At 71.8% G+C, this 16570-nt stretch carries 17 protein-coding genes; 10 read left to right on the top strand and 7 right to left on the bottom strand.

Annotation, left to right across the window (positions count from 1 at the left end; translation table 11 throughout):
* Nucleotides 1–72: 72 nt before the first annotated feature.
* Nucleotides 73–738 (bottom strand): O-methyltransferase, encoded by a 666-nt coding sequence (locus R2B67_RS10955; protein ID WP_317817554.1) that lies wholly within the window; start codon nt 736–738, stop codon nt 73–75.
* 177 nt (nt 739–915) lie between these two features.
* Here R2B67_RS10955 and sigE point away from each other — a divergent pair, with 177 nt between their 5' ends.
* From sigE to R2B67_RS10930, 5 genes are all read left to right on the top strand, one after another.
* Entirely contained in the window at nt 916–1674 is a 759-nt protein-coding gene (sigE, locus tag R2B67_RS10950; RefSeq protein ID WP_199784463.1) for an RNA polymerase sigma factor SigE, read from the top strand.
* Entirely contained in the window at nt 1671–2735 is a 1065-nt protein-coding gene (locus R2B67_RS10945) for an anti-sigma factor family protein (RefSeq protein WP_317817552.1), read from the top strand. Before sigE ends, R2B67_RS10945 begins: the two co-directional genes overlap by 4 nt.
* A 165-nt stretch (nt 2736–2900) precedes the next feature.
* Complete coding sequence (locus R2B67_RS10940) at nt 2901–4517, top strand: S1C family serine protease (RefSeq protein WP_317817551.1); 1617 nt, start codon at nt 2901–2903, stop codon at nt 4515–4517.
* A gap of 188 nt (nt 4518–4705) precedes the next feature.
* Complete coding sequence (locus tag R2B67_RS10935; RefSeq protein WP_317817549.1) at nt 4706–5203, top strand: sec-independent translocase; 498 nt, start codon at nt 4706–4708, stop codon at nt 5201–5203.
* Nucleotides 5204–5329: 126 nt separating this feature from the next.
* Nucleotides 5330–5995 carry a hypothetical protein gene (locus tag R2B67_RS10930; protein WP_030561127.1) on the top strand — a complete coding sequence of 222 codons (666 nt, stop codon included), beginning with the start codon at nt 5330–5332 and terminating at the stop codon, nt 5993–5995.
* Between the two features lie 60 nt (nt 5996–6055).
* Here R2B67_RS10930 and R2B67_RS10925 read toward each other — a convergent pair whose 3' ends face one another.
* The 3 genes from R2B67_RS10925 to R2B67_RS10915 are packed head-to-tail and all read right to left on the bottom strand — an operon-like array spanning nt 6056 to nt 9060.
* Nucleotides 6056–7189, bottom strand: a complete 1134-nt coding sequence (locus tag R2B67_RS10925; RefSeq protein ID WP_078533073.1) for an Mrp/NBP35 family ATP-binding protein — start codon at nt 7187–7189, stop codon at nt 6056–6058.
* A gap of 43 nt (nt 7190–7232) precedes the next feature.
* The gene (locus R2B67_RS10920; protein WP_018510142.1) at nt 7233–7796 is read right to left on the bottom strand and encodes a DUF1003 domain-containing protein; all 564 of its coding nucleotides are present in this window, start codon (nt 7794–7796) and stop codon (nt 7233–7235) included.
* Nucleotides 7783–9060 (bottom strand): magnesium transporter MgtE N-terminal domain-containing protein, encoded by a 1278-nt coding sequence (locus R2B67_RS10915; protein ID WP_317817548.1) that lies wholly within the window; start codon nt 9058–9060, stop codon nt 7783–7785. Before R2B67_RS10915 ends, R2B67_RS10920 begins: the two co-directional genes overlap by 14 nt.
* Before the next feature lie 163 nt (nt 9061–9223).
* Here R2B67_RS10915 and R2B67_RS10910 point away from each other — a divergent pair, with 163 nt between their 5' ends.
* Complete coding sequence (locus tag R2B67_RS10910; protein WP_026241127.1) at nt 9224–9985, top strand: hypothetical protein; 762 nt, start codon at nt 9224–9226, stop codon at nt 9983–9985.
* Between the two features lie 17 nt (nt 9986–10002).
* Here the strand turns inward: R2B67_RS10910 and R2B67_RS10905 are convergent, their stop codons facing one another.
* Together R2B67_RS10905 and R2B67_RS10900 are read right to left on the bottom strand one after the other, a co-directional pair.
* The gene (locus R2B67_RS10905; RefSeq protein ID WP_317817546.1) at nt 10003–10524 is read right to left on the bottom strand and encodes a hypothetical protein; all 522 of its coding nucleotides are present in this window, start codon (nt 10522–10524) and stop codon (nt 10003–10005) included.
* A gap of 29 nt (nt 10525–10553) precedes the next feature.
* Nucleotides 10554–11681, bottom strand: coding sequence for a magnesium and cobalt transport protein CorA (locus R2B67_RS10900; protein ID WP_018510138.1), 1128 nt, complete (start codon nt 11679–11681; stop codon nt 10554–10556).
* 479 nt (nt 11682–12160) lie between these two features.
* Here R2B67_RS10900 and R2B67_RS10895 point away from each other — a divergent pair, with 479 nt between their 5' ends.
* Nucleotides 12161–12745 carry a suppressor of fused domain protein gene (locus R2B67_RS10895; protein ID WP_030561113.1) on the top strand — a complete coding sequence of 195 codons (585 nt, stop codon included), beginning with the start codon at nt 12161–12163 and terminating at the stop codon, nt 12743–12745.
* Between the two features lie 14 nt (nt 12746–12759).
* Here R2B67_RS10895 and R2B67_RS10890 read toward each other — a convergent pair whose 3' ends face one another.
* Nucleotides 12760–14013, bottom strand: a complete 1254-nt coding sequence (locus R2B67_RS10890) for an MFS transporter (RefSeq protein WP_317817545.1) — start codon at nt 14011–14013, stop codon at nt 12760–12762.
* A 170-nt stretch (nt 14014–14183) separates the two neighbouring features.
* Between R2B67_RS10890 and R2B67_RS10885 the strand changes: the two genes are divergently transcribed.
* The 3 genes from R2B67_RS10885 to R2B67_RS10875 all read left to right on the top strand — a co-directional run bounded on the left by R2B67_RS10885 (nt 14184) and on the right by R2B67_RS10875 (nt 16562).
* Nucleotides 14184–14861, top strand: coding sequence for a DUF6758 family protein (locus R2B67_RS10885; protein WP_030561109.1), 678 nt, complete (start codon nt 14184–14186; stop codon nt 14859–14861).
* Between the two features lie 99 nt (nt 14862–14960).
* Nucleotides 14961–15827: a PHP domain-containing protein gene (locus tag R2B67_RS10880; RefSeq protein ID WP_317817543.1), complete on the top strand. Its 867-nt coding sequence runs from the start codon at nt 14961–14963 to the stop codon at nt 15825–15827.
* 129 nt (nt 15828–15956) lie between these two features.
* Entirely contained in the window at nt 15957–16562 is a 606-nt protein-coding gene (locus R2B67_RS10875; RefSeq protein ID WP_026241124.1) for a MarC family protein, read from the top strand.
* The last annotated feature ends 8 nt before the right edge of the window (nt 16563–16570 follow it).

The following is a 16570-nucleotide window of genomic DNA, read 5'->3' as shown; positions in this document are numbered from 1 at the left end:
CTTCACCACTGCCCGGTACGGATCTCCGTACCGGGCAGTGGTGCGTCCACAGGCGTTGCCACGGGTACGGGGTCAGCCGCGCCGGACCGCGCAGAGCAGCCCGTCGCCGACCGGCAGCAGCGTCGGCATCAGCTCCTGGCTCTCGCGCACCGCGCGCAGCAGCTCCCGCAGCCGCAGCACCTCGGCGGGCTGCGCGGCGGAGTCGACGGTACGGCCGTCGGCGAAGACGCCCTCGAAGCAGACGAGCCCGCCGGGGCGCAGCAGGCGCAACGATTCAGCGAGGCAGTCCAGGCTCTCCAGCCGGTCGCCGTCGCAGAAGACGAGGTCGTAACCGCCGTCCGCGAGCCGGGGCAGCACGTCCAGCGCGCGGCCGGGGATGAAGCGGGACCGGTTGGAGGCGAAGCCCGCCTCGCGGAACGCCTCGCGGGCGAACTGCTGGCGCTCGGGCTCCGGGTCCACCGTGGTCAGCACGCCGTCGGGACGCATCCCGTGCAGCAGATAGATGCCGGACACGCCCGTGCCCGTGCCGATTTCCGCCACCGCTTTGGCATCCGCGGCGCCGGCCAGCAGGCGCAGCGCGGCGCCGGTGCCCGGGGAGACCGAGCGGATGCCCAGCTCACGGGAGTGCTCCCGGGCCCGGTGCAGAGCTTCGTCCTCGGCGACAAAGGCGTCGGCGAGGCTCCAGCTCGTCTGCCGGTTGGCGGTAATGACCCTCTCCTGTCCCCGTAGTTGGCGCAACGGTGACTGTATCCGCTGGACCCGGGAACCCGCAGATGGGACCGGGCGTTGTGCAAGGAGTGGGGAAAGCGCAGTGTCCCGGCCCGCGGATCGGACCGGTGAGCTGCGAGGACGTTCCGGGCGACGCCCGGCCCCAGCAGGGAAAAGTCTTATCCGGAGCTAACGGGCGAGGTGGCTATGGTAGGGGCTCCGCTGGACACCACCAGAGCCGATAGGGGAGGTGCGGCTGCGCCTGTGGATCGGGGCGGGGTGCTGCGGCGCCTTCTCAGGTCGGCCGGTGAGCCGAAATCCGTGACCAACATTGCTGACCGTTCTTCCGAGAACTCCGCACCGACCGCGACCTTCGCCTCCGATGCGGACCAGGCGTGGACCCCGCCCTCATGGGAAGAGATCGTCAGCACGCACAGCGGTCGCGTGTACCGCCTTGCCTACCGGCTGACGGGTAACCAGCACGACGCCGAGGACCTCACGCAGGAGGTCTTCGTCAGAGTCTTCCGCTCGCTGTCGACGTACACGCCCGGCACCTTCGAGGGCTGGCTGCACCGCATCACCACCAATCTCTTCCTGGACATGGTCCGGCGCAAGCAGCGGATCCGCTTCGACTCGCTCGGCGACGACGCGGCCGAGCGGCTGCCCAGCCGGGAGCCGTCCCCGCAGCAGGTCTTCAACGACACCCACTTCGACGCCGACGTGCAGCAGGCGCTGGACACCCTCGCGCCCGAGTTCCGCGCCGCCGTCGTCCTCTGCGACATCGAGGGCCTCAGCTACGAGGAGATCGCCGCCACCCTCGGCGTGAAGCTCGGCACCGTGCGCAGCCGCATCCACCGCGGCCGCTCGCACCTGCGCAAGGCGCTCAAGCACCGTTCGCCCGAAGCCCGCGCCGAGCAGCGCTCCCTGGCGGACGCGGTCCTCACGGGGGAGGGCGGAACGGCGTGAGCGGCACAGGTCCGACCGGTCCCACCCCTGCCGAAGCGCACCTGGGGGACCGGCTCGCCGCGCTGGTCGACGGCGAGCTGAATCATGACGCCCGCGAGCGGGTGCTGGCCCATCTGGCGACCTGCTCCCGGTGCAAGGTCGAGGCCGACGCCCAGCGCCGCCTCAAGAACGCCTTCGCCATGTCGGCCGCACCCTCGCCCTCCGAGGGGTTCCTGGCCCGCCTGCAGGGCCTTCCCGGGGGTCCTGGCGGCGACGACACCGGCGCCGGCAGACCGTTCGGCTCCGGCGGTCCGTTCGCCGACGAGTTCTTCCCCCCGCTGCGGCCCTCCGGCGCCACCCGCCGCGACTCCGCCGCGTCCCCCGCCCCGCTGGACGACTTCGGGTACTTCCCCGCGGCCCACGGCTCCACGGCGGTCCTCCCCGGCGGATCCCGCTCCGCCTTCCGCATCCACGAGGTGGCCCGGGACGCCGAACGCTCGCCCTGGCGCGGCCGGCGCTTCGCCTTCGCCGCGGCCGGCGCCGTGTCCCTGGCGGCCATCGCGCTCGGCGGCACCCTGCCGCTGGACTCAGGCCCTGACCCCCTCCTGCGCGCCGAGGGCAGCGGCAACAGCGTGACGCCGCTCGACGCGGAGACCCGCGCCGGGGGCTCCGAGACGGCGGTCAGCCGCCGCGGCGGCGCCCAGTCGGTGGGCGGCGACCGCCTCGCCGTCAACCGGTCGGCCGATGTGTCCTCGACCGGTGCGCACCGGCCCTCGCCCGCGCTCACCGCACCCCCGGCATCCGCCGCTCCCGTGGTGAAGCCACCGCTGTCCCCGCGGCCGCAGACGACGGCCCCGCCGCTGTTCTCCACCTCGGCCCTGGGCGGACACCCCTTCACGTTCCCCGCGCTGAACGTGTCCGTGCCGCCGCTGATACGCCCGGCCGGTGGCTCCACACCGCTGCTCGCGGCCGTGCTGGGCAGCGGCTCGACGGCGAAGGCGCTCACCCCGCCGGCGCCCTCGGCACCGGCGCAGCCCGCCCCGACCAACGACCTGGCGAGCCCGCTCTCCCCCCGGCGCTGACGGGAATCCGGCCGAACCCCGGCCGGACCCCGTCCGAACCCCGGCCGGTCCGGACAAGCCCTGGCCGAACCACGACGGGACCCCTGCGCGGGGATTCGCAAACCTGGTTGAATCCGGGGAGGGACGCCCCCGGTGGGGCGTGCAGAGGCCAGTGGCGGGGAGAGCATGGACGACGGTAGGCAGGCGAAGTGGTGGAGCCGCCCCGCGACGGGGCGGCCCGGCCGCGACGAGCCGGAGAGCCGGGGCGGCGGCGAGGGCGACGCCCCCTCGGTGCGGCCCGACAGCCCGGCCCCGACCGGTGGAGCCGCGCCCACTGAGAGCCCCGCGCCCCTGACCGGCCAGGAGCCGCAGGAGCCGGTCCCGTCCCGCCCGGCCGGGCCGCCGCTGCACGAGCCCGATGTGTACAGCACCCCGCCGTACGGCGGTCCCGGACCGTGGGCGCCCGCGCCGCCGGTCCAGCGCCCGACCCCGGCCCACGGCACCCCCGTACCCCCGCAGGCCGTACCCCCGCAGGCCGCACCTCTGCCGCCGCAGCCGTCCCCGGTGCACCCGCAGGTCACCCCCGTACCCTCCTCGTCCTCGCAGTGGCTCCAGTACGACCCCTGGGGCGCGCCGGGGCAGCCGCTGACCCAGGTGGGACCGCCGGCCGGCACCGAGCCGGGGAGCCGGAAGAACCGACGCGGCGGCGCCTTCGCCGGAATGCTGCTGCTGGCCCTGGTCGCCAGCGGCATCGGCGGCGGCGTCGGCGCGTACGTCGAGCGCACCGGCGGTCTGACCACCGTCGAGCTGCCCCAGGCGAGCCACGACAACGGCGACCGGGCCCCCGAGAGCGTCGCGGGCATCGCCGCCAGCGCCCTGCCCAGCGTGGTCACCCTGCACGTCAGCGGCACCGCCGAGTCCGGCACCGGCACCGGCTTCGTCCTCGACGCCCGGGGCCACATCCTGACCAACAACCACGTCGTCGCCCCGGCCGGATCCAGCGGCGACATCACCGTGACGTTCAGCAGCGGTGAGACGGCCGCCGCCGAACTCGTCGGCAAGGACAGTGGTTACGACCTCGCCGTCGTCCGGGTCAAGGGCGTCTCGGGCCTCAAGCCCCTGCCGCTGGGCAACTCCGACAACGTCCGGGTGGGCGACCCGGTGGTGGCCATCGGCGCCCCCTTCGACCTGTCCAACACGGTCACCTCCGGCATCATCAGCGCCAAGCAGCGCCCGATCACCGCGGGCGGCGAGAAGGGCGACGGCAGCGACATCAGCTATGTCGACGCCCTCCAGACCGACGCCCCGATCAACCCCGGCAACTCCGGCGGCCCGCTCGTCGACACCCAGGCCCATGTCATCGGCATCAACAGCGCCATCCGCGCCGCCGACAGCGGCAAGGGCACCGAGCGCGGCGGCCAGTCCGGCTCCATCGGCCTCGGCTTCGCGATACCGATCAACCAGGGCAAGCGCGTCGCCGAGGAGCTGATCAACACCGGCAAGGCCACCCACCCGGTGATCGGCGTCACGCTGGACATGAAGTTCACCGGCGACGGCGCCAAGGTCGGCGAGAAGGGCCCCGAGGACGGCCCCGCGGTCACCAAGGGCGGCCCGGCCGCCAAGGCGGGCATCAGGTCCGGCGACGTGATCACCGAGGTCCAGGGCCAGCGCGTGCACAGTGGGGAGGAGCTGATCGTGAAGATCCGCGCCCACCGTCCCGGCGACCGGCTGGAGCTGCGGCTGACCCGAGGTGGCGAGGAGCGGTCCGTCACGTTGACGCTCGGCTCGGCGAGCGGCACATGAACGAGCGGCACGTGAACGAACGGCTCGGCGAGCGGCACGTGAGCGACACGGCAAGGTACCGCCCGGACAGGTCGGCCAGGTACCGTTGACGGGTCCGCGCACCCGTCCCACCTGGCCGGGCCGGGCGGAGAAGCCGGGATCGGTCCGGGACCAGTCGGGATCAGGCGGAGAACACGAGGAGCAGCTAGGTGTTCAATGACATAGGCGCACTGGAGCTGCTGACGCTCGGGGTGCTGGCCGTGCTGGTCTTCGGCCCCGACAAGCTGCCCAAGCTCATCCAGGACGTCACGCGCACCATCCGCAAGATCCGTGAGTTCTCGGACAGCGCCAAGGAAGACATCCGTACGGAGCTCGGCCCGCAGTTCAAGGACTTCGAGTTCGAGGACCTCAACCCCAAGACGTTCGTCCGCAAGCAGCTGATGGACGGCAACGACGACCTGGGGCTGAAGGAGATCCGCGAGAGCTTCGATCTGCGCAAGGAGCTCTCCGACGTCACCGACGCGGTCAACGGGCGCACGCCGGCGCCCGATTCCGCCGACAGTGCGGCGAACGGGTCGGCGGGCGCGCCGTCCACCACCACCTCGCCCAGCCTCACCAAGACCGGCGACACCACCCCTGACCTGCTGAAGAAGACCCCGCAGCAGGCGCAGCCCGAGCGTCCGCCGTTCGACGCCGACGCCACCTGACGCCAGGTCAATCCCGACTCGTCCGGACGGTATGGCTATTCTCCATCTGTCCGGTTGCGAGGACGCCCACGCCCGCGGGGGGCGGGCCGCTCCGGATCAGGACTGATCGAGGAGGCGGCCGCTCAGATGGAGACGACGAGTCGGGTGGATACGGACGGTGCCCCTGGCACGGTCACGGCGGAGGAGGTGCCGGCGGCCCGGCGGCGTACCGTCGACGGCTACCTGGAAGCCTCTTTCCCCTGGTACGGGCTGGACGAGGCCTTCACAGGACCGCGCTGGCTGATGCAGGTCGGCACGGCGGCGGACGGCACCGTGCAGCACGGCTCCACCGGACACGGTGACGAGCCCTCGGTGAAGACGGACGGTTCCGCCGCCGAGAAGGAACGGTTCGCGGCCGTCATCACGGTCGCCGCCAGCCCCGTCAGACGCAGCGGAGACGGTACGGGGGTGCTGGACGCCACCACGGTCTCCTCGGCCGCCTGGCTGGCCGGCTCGGGCCTGCTGGCCTACACGTGGCCGCCGCAGATGGACCACACCCTGCGCGACGACTGGCTCGACCAGCAGACCGAGACGGCGTTCACCCTCGCCGACGACCTCGGCTCCGCGCCCTGGTCGACGCTCTCCCTGCCGGTGGACGGGGTCCCGGTGGAGTTCCACTACCGGGAGTCCGAGTTCGGCTGGGTGCTGGCCGGGTCCGCGCACGAGGGCGTGCACATCGGGGCGTACGGGCGGGGGATGAGCGCGTACGGGCTGGGGTTCGCGGTGATCAAGGACATCACGACGTACGAGTGAGCCCTGGGTGGCCGGACGGGCTGGCGGAACCAGCCCGTCCGGCGCCTGAGGACGAAGAGATCAGAACTTGTTGCGCGGGGTGATCCCCAGCGACATGCCCGACAGGCCGCGCTGGCGGCCGCCCAGCTTCTCCGCGATGGAGCGCAGCGCCTTGCCGGCCGGGGAGTCCGGGTCCGACAGGACCACCGGCTTGCCCTCGTCGCCGCCCTCGCGCAGCCGTACGTCGATCGGGATCGAGCCCAGCACCGGCACCTCGGCGCCGACCGTCCGGGTCAGGCCCTCGGCGACCCGGGCGCCGCCGCCCGAGCCGAAGACGTCGACCATCTCGTCGCAGTGCGGGCACGGCATGCCCGACATGTTCTCCACGACGCCGACGATCTTCTGGTGGGTCTGCACGGCGATGGAACCGGCCCGCTCCGCCACCTCGGCCGCCGCCTGCTGCGGGGTCGTGACGACCAGGATCTCCGCGTTCGGCACGAGCTGCGCCACGGAGATCGCGATGTCACCGGTGCCCGGCGGCAGGTCCAGGAGCAGGACGTCCAGGTCGCCCCAGAACACGTCGGCGAGGAACTGCTGGAGTGCTCGGTGCAGCATCGGTCCGCGCCACACCACGGGCGCGTTGCCCGGGGTGAACATGCCGATGGAGATGACCTTCACGCCGTGTGCGGACGGCGGCATGATCATGTTCTCGACCTGGGTGGGCTTGCCGTCCGCGCCGAGCATCCGGGGCACGCTGTGCCCGTAGATGTCCGCGTCCACGACGCCCACCTTCAGGCCGTCGGCCGCCATGGCCGCCGCGAGGTTCACCGTCACCGAGGACTTGCCGACGCCGCCCTTTCCGGAGGCGACCGCGTACACCCGGGTCAGCGAGCCGGGCTTGGCGAACGGCACCTCGCGTTCCGCGGTGCCGCCGCGCAGCGAGCTCGCCAGCTCCTTGCGCTGCTCGTCGCTCATGACGTCGAGGGTGACCTCCACGCGGGAGACGCCCTCCACGCGGGAGACGGCCTCCGTCACGTTCCTGGTGATCGTGTCCCGCATCGGGCAGCCGGAGACCGTGAGATACACCGTGACAGCGACTACACCGTCAGGATCGATCTCGACCGATTTCACCATGCCCAGCTCGGTGATCGGGCGGTGGATCTCCGGGTCGTTCACTGTCGCCAGTGCCTCAAGCACCGCGTCTTCCGTAGCCATACAGACGATGTTACGGCGCCGGGCCCTACGGGCGGGTAGCCCGTCAGCGGTCGCCTTCGTCACTCTCGGACGTGCGCACGATCCGGCGGTCCTCCATGTCTCTCACCATGTCCTGGAGTTCCGAGCGGATCCAGTCGCGGGTGGCGACCTCGCCGAGGCCCATCCGCAGCGCCGCGATCTCCCGGCTGAGGTACTCGGTGTCGGCGATGGACCGCTCGTTCTGCTTGCGGTCCTGCTCATGGGTGACCCGGTCGCGGTCGTCCTGCCGGTTCTGGGCCAGCAGGATCAGCGGGGCCGCGTACGAGGCCTGGAGCGAGAGCATCAGGGTCAGGAAGATGAACGGGTACTCGTCCCAGCGCAGCTCCTTGGGCGCCCAGACGTTCCAAGCCACCCAGACGATGATGATCAGCGTCATCCAGACGATGAACCGTCCGGTCCCCAGGAACCGCGCGATCCGCTCGGAGAACCGGCCGAACGCCTCGGGGTCGTACTCCGGCAGCAGCTTCAGCCCCGGTGCCTTCGGCTGGTCGAGCCGCGTGCGCGGCGGGCGCATCAGCCCTGAGGAGCCCGAGGAGGAGGCCTTGGACCGGTCCTCACGTTCGGCCATGCAGGATTCCCTCCTCGCCGTGGAAGTCGGTCTCGCGCCAGTCGTCGGGCAGCAGGTGGTCCAGGACGTCGTCCACGGTCACCGCGCCGAGCAGGGACCCGCTCTCGTCCACCACGGGTGCGGAGACCAGGTTGTACGCGGCCAGATAGCTGGTCACGGTCGGCAGCGGGGTGTCCGGGGGCAACGGCACCAGGTCGCTGTCGACGATGGAGCTGACCAGCGTGAACGGCGGATCGCGCAGCAGCCGCTGGAAGTGCACGGTGCCCAGGTACTTCCCGGTCGGCGTCTCGTCGGGCGAGCGGCACACGTACACCTGGGCGGCGAGCGCCGGGGACAGGTCCTGCTGACGGACCCGGGCGAGCGCGTCGGCCACCGTGGCGTCCGGCCGCAGCACGATCGGCTCGGTGGTCATCAGACCGCCCGCCGTCCGCTCCTCGTACGACATCAGACGCCGTACGTCGGCGGCGTCGTCCGGCCGCATCAGGGTCAGCAGCCGCTCCTTGTCCTCCTCGGGCAGCTCCGAGAGCAGGTCGGCCGCGTCGTCCGGGTCCATCGCCTCCAGGACGTCGGCGGCCCGCTCCTCCTTGAGCTTGCCGAGGATCTCCACCTGGTCGTCCTCGGGCAGCTCCTCCAGGACGTCGGCCAGCCGGTCGTCGTCCAGTGCGGCGGCCACCTCGACGCGGCGCTTGGGGGAGAGGTGGTGCAGGGCGTTGGCGACGTCGGCGGGGCGGAGCCGTTCGAAGGTGGCGACCAGGTTCTCGGCGCCCTGCCCGTGCTCCTCAAGCGAGAAGCCGCTGACCGCCGACCACTCCACCGTCAGCGTCTCGCCCTTGCGGCGCAGCGCACCGCCGCGCCCCTTGCGGACGAAGTACTTGTCGATCTCCCAGTCCCGGCGGGCGGGCAGCTGCTGGATCGCCACGTCCAGGACGGTGACCTCCTCGTCGCTCTCCACCAGCCGCACGCGCCGGTCGAGGAACTCGCCGAGGACGAGCCGTTCGGTGGGCCGCTGTTCGAAGCGGCGCATGTTGACCACGCCGGTCGTGATGACCTGGCCGGACTCGACACCGGTCACCCGGGTCATCGGCAGGAAGATCCGCCGCCGGCTGACCACCTCGACGACCAGGCCCAGGATGCGTGGCGGCCGTCCGCCGACCCGCAACATCGCCACCAGGTCACGGACCCGGCCGACCTGGTCCCCGTTCGGGTCGAACACGGGCACCCCGGACAGGTGCGAGACGAAGACCCTGGGGGCCCCTGCCGCCATGCTCCGCCTCCCTCTCTGAACAGCCGTACGCCATGATCAGGCTAGCTCCTGCCGTGCTGGCGCGCCCCGGCGGACCCGTCCGTACGGCTGGCTGCCGGACGGCGCGTGGAGCCCGGGTACGCTGCGCTCTGCCCCCCGATCGCAGTTGAGAGGCAGTACACCCGTGACCTCTTTTGCCCCGGCCGTCCGGAATCACCGCCGGACCGCGCTCGCCGTCGTGCTCTGCGGCGGGCTCGTCGCGGCCCTCACCGCCTGCGCGGGCGAGGACCCGGACAAGGGGACCAACGGGATCGGCAAACTCTCGGCCGAGCAGATCGACACGAAGGCCAGAGCGGCGGCCGACAGCGCCGACGGCGTACGGCTGGCGGGCACCCTGGTCAGCAAGGGCGGCACCTACATGCTGAACATGAAGCTCAGCGACAAGGGCGGCACGGGGTCGGTCTCCTCCGCGAAGCGCAGCTTCGTGCTCCTGCGGATCGAGGACGCGCTCTTCATCAAGGCCGACGCCGACTTCTGGAGCCACGAGGAGGACGGCAAGGCGGGCCGCTCCGACCAGGAGGCCGCCGAGAAGCTCGGCGGCAAGTACGTGAAGGTCCCCCAGGACGACCCCAGCTACCGCCAGCTGCGCGGCTTCACCGACAAGAAGGTCCTCCTCGACGGCCTGCTGACGCTGCACGGCACCCTCAACAAGGGGGCCCGGGACACCGTCACCGGACACCGCACCATCCAGCTCCTGGGCGGCAAGGGCGAGGGCGGGGCGCTCGACGTCTCCCTGGAGGGCAAGCCGTACCCGGTGCGGGTGGCCCGCGGCGGCGGCGGGGGCACCGTCACCCTCGCCGACTGGGGGCGCGCGGTCGCGCTGGAGGCCCCGCAGGACGACGACACCGTCGACTACGGCGGCAAGCTCCCGAAGTCCTCCGGCTGACCTCCGGGGACCCGCTCTCAGCCCTTGCGCCGCCGCTTCAGCAGCAGCCGGGGCAGCCCGGCCGGTACGGGCTGCCGCGTGGTCGCCCCGGTCGGCAGCGGGGCGGCGGCCAGCGAGGTGTCCGGCAGCTGTGTGCTGACCGCCTCCGGCGTCAGGCGCACCACCGCGCACTCCCGCGCCCACCGCTCCGTCATCACCTCGGCGTCCGGCGCGTTCAGCCGCTTGCCCTTCAGCTCGGCGACGGCCGCCTCCCACTCCTGGGAGTGCGGCGCCAGCACCCGTACCGCCGCCGTCCAGGCGACCAGCCGGCCGCCCTTGTCCTTGCTGCGTACGGTGACCTCGGCGCTCCCGCCGTCGGTCAGGCCCTCGGGCAGCGGCTGCTCACCCAGGCCGTCCCCGACGAGGTGGGCCGCGCCCTCGTGCCAGACGTGCCACACCGCGCGGGCGGGCCCGGCGGCCCGGACCCAGATGAGGCCGGACTTCTTCGTGGCCTCCTCGACGAGGGCCTTCTCCAGCAGGGCGGCGGCAGCATCAGTCATGGGCGGGAGCTTAGACCGGCCGCCGCCGCTCACAGCCAGCCGTTGCGCTTCAGGATGCGGTGGATGGAGAAACAGACCGCACCGATGAGGCCGAGCACCAGCGGATAGCCGTACTTCCACTCCAGCTCCGGCATGTAGTCGAAGTTCATGCCGTAGACCCCGCAGATCATCGTGGGGACGGCGATGATCGCCGCCCAGGAGGTGATCTTGCGCATGTCCTCGTTCTGGGTGACGGTCGCCTGCGCCAGATTGGCCTGGAGGATCGAGTTCAGCAGCTCGTCGAAGCCGATGACCTCCTCCTGGACCCGGGCGAGGTGGTCGGCGACGTCCCGGAAGTACTTCTGGATGTCCGGGTCGATCAGCCGCATCGGCCGCTCGCTGAGCAGCTGCATCGGGCGCAGCAGCGGCGAGACGGCCCGCTTGAACTCCAGCACCTCACGCTTGAGCTGGTAGATCCGCCCCGCGTCCGAACCGCGCCGGCCGCCCTTGGCCGGGGTGGAGAAGACATCGATCTCCACCTCGTCGATGTCGTCCTGCACCGCCTCCGCCACCGCGATGTAGCCGTCGACGACATGGTCGGCGATGGCGTGCAGGACGGCGGACGGGCCCTTGGCGAGCAGCTCGGGGTCGTCCTGGAGGCGGTGGCGCAGGGCGCGCAGCGAGCCCTGGCCGCCGTGCCGGACGGTGATGACGAAGTCCCGGCCGGTGAAGCACATCACCTCGCCGGTCTCCACGACCTCGCTGGTCGCGGTCAGCTCGGCGTGCTCCACGTAGTGGATGGTCTTGAAGACGGTGAACAGCGTGTCGTCGTACCGCTCCAGCTTCGGCCGCTGGTGGGCGTGGACGGCGTCCTCCACGGCGAGCGGGTGGAGCCCGAACTCCCGGGCGATGCCCGCGAATTCCTCCTCCGTCGGCTCGTGCAGGCCGATCCAGGCGAAGCCGCCCTTCTCGCGGACCTCCAGCATCGCCTCGTGCGGGGTCGGGGTCGCGGCCCCCTCCAGGCGGCTGCCGTCGCGGTAGACCGCGCAGTCGACGACGGCGCTGGAGGCGGACGGGTCGCGGGTGGTGTCGTACGCGTTGTGGGGGGCGCTGTTCTTACGGAGGGAGGGACGCAGGGAGGGGCGCACGGCAGCGCGCAGGTCACGGATCATCGACATGGCTGGCTCCATTCACGGAGGGCCGTCGGCGAGGGCGTGGAACAGCCCGGAATGGGGACGTGCGCTCACGTCCGCAAAGCGGGCTCCACCGCGCGGGCGCGATGACGGCGTTCGCAACAGACAGGCAAAAGGGTGTTCGCAGCAGACAGGCGGAGAACGGGAGACTCTTCCGCGGATTCCTGGTGCTCTTCCGGGGACGGACGACCGTCAGGGGGCCACCGGGGGTGGCCGACGAGGCGTCAGTTCAGCGGGAAGCTCAAGAGGAACAATGGTGCGCGGAAGAGTGATCGGTACTGCACGGTCGACTTGGATCCATAGCAGTCCCCACCTCCTCCGGCCGGTCCCCCGTGGGGGACGACGTGTCGTCGGGACGAAGAGAGCGACGCTTCTGCGTGCTGTCCCGACCGGCGGCCAGGCTATCAGCCGTCCCGAGTGAATCCCCTACTTTGCCCATTCCACGCGCACTCTATGCTCGCCGGATGGCAGAAATTCTCGCTCTGGTCGAAGCCCGGCTCCGCTCGGCCCTCGGGGAACCGGACGCCCGCGCCGATGTGACGTTCCTCGGTACGGACCGTATCGAGGTGCTCCGCTTCCTCGACGGCGATGTGGTGCGCTACGCCACGCTCGGCATGTCCGGGCAGCCGATGGCCGACCCCACCTCGCCGCTCGCCGACCCGGTGAAGGGCCCCCGCGCCGAGCTGGTCCTCTCGGTACGGGTGGGGCTCGCCGACACCGACCAGGTGCTGCGCCCCCTCGCCGTACTGGCCGCCTCCCCGCAGGTCGAGGGGCTCATCGTGGCACCGGGGGCCTCGCTGGACCTGGGCGACCCGCTGTGGCCCGGCGCGCCGTTCACCTCGGTGCTGGTGGCGGAGTCCGGGGGGCTGGTGGAGGACCTGGAGCTGGACGAGCCGATGGACCCGGTCCGCTTCCTGCCGCTGCTGCCGATGACCCCCAACGAGGCCGCCTGGAAGCGGGTGCGCGGGGCGCAGGAGCTCCAGGAGCGCTGGCTCACGCACGGTACGGACCTGCGCGACCCGCTGCGCACGTCCGTACCGCTGGACTGAGACACCCGCTCTACTCACCGGTCGGCGAAGACGCTCACGCTGTCCTCCAGGGCGTGGACCGGCTCCAGCTCCTCGGCCTCGTGGGTCAGCGCCGTACGCCGTACGCCCACCACGGCCGCTCCGACGAGGGCGGCGAACGCGGCCACCACGAACGGGATGTGGACGTCGGTCCACTCCTCGATCTTCGGGGCGAGGAAAGGGGCGGCCGCCGCGGCGAACCAGCGGACGAAGTTGTATCCGGCGCTCGCCACCGGGCGCGGCGCGTCCGAGACGCCGAGGGCCAGCTCGGTGTAGACGGTGTTGTTCATGCCGATGAGGGCACCGGAGACGATCGTGGCGACGACGGCCGTGGTGTGGTCGCCGTACCCGAGGACCAGCAGGTCGACGGCGAGCAGGACGAGCGAGGCCCCGAGCACCTTGAGCGAGCCGAAGCGGCGCTGGAGGCGCGGGGCGACCAGCACGGAGAAGACCGCGAGCAGCAGGCCCCAGGCGAAGAAGACCGCGCCGGACCTGTACGGGGTCATGTCCAGCACGAACGGCGTGAACGCCAGGATCGTGAAGAACGCGTAGTTGTAGAAGAAGGCCGAGGCCGCCACCGAGGCCAGTCCGCCGTGGCCCAGCGCCTTCACCGGGTCGAGCAGTGAGGTCTTGCGGGCGGGCTTCGGCTGCTCCTTGAGGAACGCGGCGATGCAGAGGAAGCCGATCGCCATCAGCGCCGCCGTGCCGAAGAACGGGTAGCGCCAGCTGGCGTTCCCGAGCAGGGCGCCGAGCAGCGGCCCGCACGCCATGCCGAGGCCGAGGGCCGACTCGTACAGCAGGATCGCGGCGGAGCTGCCGCCCGCCGCCGCTCCGACGATCACCGCGAGCGCGGTGGAGACGAAGAGGGCGTTGCCCAGGCCCCAGCCCGCCCGGAAGCCGACGAGTTCGGCGACGGAGGACGAGGTGCCGGAGAGCGCGGCGAAGACGACGACGAGCGCGAGGCCGGCGAGCAGGGTCTTACGGCCGCCGATGCGGCTGGAGACGAAGCCGGTGACGAGCATGGCGACGGCGGTGATCAGGAAGTACGAGGTGAAGAGCAGCGACACCTGACCGGTTGTGGCGTCCAGGCCCTGGGCGATGGACGGCAGGATCGGGTCCACCAGGCCGATCCCCATGAAGGCGACCACCGAGGCGCCCGCCGTGGCCCAGACGGCCTTCGGCTGGCGCAGGATGCTGGTGGCCGTGGCCCCTTCGTCGAACGGGTCCTCTCCTGGTGTAGGTCCTGGCATGGGCTGACTCCTTCTCTCCTATAAGTCGGTGTGTCATACACAGAATAAGTTAGACGACCTAATAAATGCAAGCTACATCTATTTTTCCCCGCTCCTCCCCGGCGGCAGCCACGCTGCGGACGGGTGATCGTCCTTGACGCGGCGACCGGCGGGGAGGACCGTTGGGCTCTATGAGGGGCGAACCCAGTTGCCCGAAGTGCGGTGGCCGGGTCAGGGCGCCCGGTCTCTTCGCCGACGCCTGGCAGTGCTCCGTGCACGGCCAGGTGCACCCGATGCAGCCGGTCGTTCCGCCGAGCGTCGAGGCGCTCGGCGTCGTGGTGCACCGCTCGCAGGTGCCGGTCTGGATGCCCTGGCCGCTCCCCGTGGGCTGGCTGTTCACCGGGGTGGCCGGCGCGGGTGACGACCGCAGCGGCGGCCGCGCGACCGTCGTCGCCTGCTCGGGCCCCGGACCGCTGGGCGGCATGGGCGAGCTGCTGCTCGTCGCCGAGGAGCTCGGCGTCGGACTCGGCGCCCGGTACGCCGGGATCGACGGCCTCGACCCCGGCCCCCACCTGAACGTCGACTCCGCCCCCGACGCCAAGGTCCACGCCGCCGGCCGCCCCACCCCGCTCTGGCACGTCCGCAACGCCCCGGAGGACCGGGCCGTCTTCGCGGGCGAGGCGCGCGGCCTGTGGCTGTGGGCGATCCTGTGGCCCGAGCAGTCGGGGCTGCTGATGTACGACGAGCTGGTTTTGACCGACCTGCGCGACGCCGGGGGAGAGGTGGACCTCGTCCCGTGCGGGGCCCTGACTCCGCGCCTGCTGGCCGCCCCGGATGCGCCGCCCCGGCAGGCGACGGGCGAGCGCTAGATCACGCCGGAGCGGGGGCGATCCCGGCCGGGGGCCTGGTGTGCGGCGGTTATCCTTGAGCGGTCCCCCGTCCGCCCGCGAGCCCTGGAGTCAGCCGTCGTGCGCATCGACCTGCACACCCACTCCACCGCATCGGACGGTACGGACACCCCCGCCGAGCTGGTCGCCAACGCCGCCGCTGCGGGCCTGGACATCGTCGCGCTCACCGACCACGACACCGTCGGCGGCCACAAGCAGGCCATCGACGCGCTGCCCGAAGGGCTCACCCTCGTCACCGGCGCCGAGCTCTCCTGCCGCGTCGACGGCGTGAGCATGCACATGCTGGCGTACCTCTTCGACCCCGCCGATCCCGACCTGGAGCGCGAGCGCGAGCTCGTCCGCGACGACCGGGTGCCGCGCGCCCAGGAGATGGTCCGCAAGCTCCGCGCCCTCGACGTCCCCATCACCTGGGAGCAGGTCGCCCGGATCGCCGGGGACGGCTCGGTCGGCCGCCCGCACGTCGCCGCCGCCCTCGTCGAGCTGGGCGTCGTGGACACGGTCTCCGACGCCTTCACGCCCGACTGGCTGGGCAACGGCGGCCGGGCCTTCGCCGCGAAGCACGAGTTCGACCCCTTCGAGGCGGTCCGGCTCGTCAAGGCGGCGGGCGGCGTCACCGTCTTCGCCCACCCGGGGGCCTCGAAGCGCGGTGCGACGGTCCCCGAGACCACGATCGCCGCGCTCGCCGCCGCGGGGCTGGACGGCATCGAGGTCGACCACATGGACCACGACGAGCCGACCAGGGCCCGGCTGCGCGGTCTCGCCCGGGAGCTGGGGCTCCTGCCCACCGGCTCCAGCGACTACCACGGCAGCCGAAAAACCGTCGGGCTCGGCGAGTACACCACCGACCCCGAGATCTACGGCGAGATCACCCGGCGCGCCACGGGAGCCTTCCCGGTGCCGGGCGCGGGCGGAACCGGCCGCCTGTAGGCCCCACGCTCTCCGCCGCACCACGTCCCACTCCTCGCGCGCCCCTCACCCCTGCCGTCGTGCGCCGACGGCAGCCCGACCGGGCCCGCGCGCCCCCGTACCGCCCGCTCATCTCTCGCAAGGCTCACTGTGTTCGACGTCGCTGTCTTCGGATCCCTTTTTCTTACCCTTTTTGTGATTATGGACCCGCCCGGGATCACCCCGATCTTCCTGGCCCTCACCGCGGGCCGCCCTGCCAAGGTGCAGCGCAGGATGGCGCTCCAGGCCGTCGCGGTCGCCTTCGGCGTGATCGCCGTCTTCGGTCTGCTCGGCCAGCAGATCCTCGACTACCTGCATGTCTCCGTACCCGCCCTGATGATCGCGGGCGGTCTCCTGCTGCTGCTCATCGCGCTGGACCTGCTGACCGGCAAGACCGACGAGCCGACCCAGACCAAGGACGTCAACGTGGCGCTCGTACCGCTGGGCATGCCGCTGCTGGCCGGTCCCGGCGCGATCGTCTCGGTCATCCTGGCCGTGCAGCACGCCGACGGCTTCGGCGGCCAGCTCTCGGTGTGGTCGGCGATCGCGGCCATGCACGTGGTGCTCTGGCTGGCGATGCGCTATTCGCTGGTGATCATCCGGATCATCAAGGACGGCGGGGTGGTCCTGGTGACCCGGCTCGCCGGAATGATGCTCTCGGCCATCGCCGTACAGCAGATCATCAACGGCGTCACCCAGGTCATCCAGACCTCCTGAGCGCCGCA

The sequence above is a fragment of the Streptomyces cyaneofuscatus genome (assembly GCF_033109485.1).
Taxonomy (GTDB): domain Bacteria; phylum Actinomycetota; class Actinomycetes; order Streptomycetales; family Streptomycetaceae; genus Streptomyces; species Streptomyces cyaneofuscatus.
The sequence above is the reverse complement of the archived record's forward strand: the minus strand, read 5'-3'. Positions and strand labels throughout refer to the sequence as shown.

Bases quoted from the DNA above. Each gene is read 5' to 3' on its own strand.
- sigE (WP_199784463.1), top strand. From the start codon at position 916: ATGGTAGGGGCTCCGCTGGACACCACCAGAGCCGATAGGGGAGGTGCG.
- R2B67_RS10940 (WP_317817551.1), top strand. From the start codon at position 2,901: ATGGACGACGGTAGGCAGGCGAAGTGGTGGAGCCGCCCCGCGACGGGG.
- R2B67_RS10930 (WP_030561127.1), top strand. From the start codon at position 5,330: ATGGAGACGACGAGTCGGGTGGATACGGACGGTGCCCCTGGCACGGTC.
- R2B67_RS10925 (WP_078533073.1), bottom strand. From the start codon at position 7,189: ATGGCTACGGAAGACGCGGTGCTTGAGGCACTGGCGACAGTGAACGAC.
- R2B67_RS10920 (WP_018510142.1), bottom strand. From the start codon at position 7,796: ATGGCCGAACGTGAGGACCGGTCCAAGGCCTCCTCCTCGGGCTCCTCA.
- R2B67_RS10915 (WP_317817548.1), bottom strand. From the start codon at position 9,060: ATGGCGGCAGGGGCCCCCAGGGTCTTCGTCTCGCACCTGTCCGGGGTG.
- R2B67_RS10905 (WP_317817546.1), bottom strand. From the start codon at position 10,524: ATGACTGATGCTGCCGCCGCCCTGCTGGAGAAGGCCCTCGTCGAGGAG.
- R2B67_RS10900 (WP_018510138.1), bottom strand. From the start codon at position 11,681: ATGTCGATGATCCGTGACCTGCGCGCTGCCGTGCGCCCCTCCCTGCGT.
- R2B67_RS10895 (WP_030561113.1), top strand. From the start codon at position 12,161: ATGGCAGAAATTCTCGCTCTGGTCGAAGCCCGGCTCCGCTCGGCCCTC.
- R2B67_RS10890 (WP_317817545.1), bottom strand. From the start codon at position 14,013: ATGCCAGGACCTACACCAGGAGAGGACCCGTTCGACGAAGGGGCCACG.
- R2B67_RS10885 (WP_030561109.1), top strand. From the start codon at position 14,184: ATGAGGGGCGAACCCAGTTGCCCGAAGTGCGGTGGCCGGGTCAGGGCG.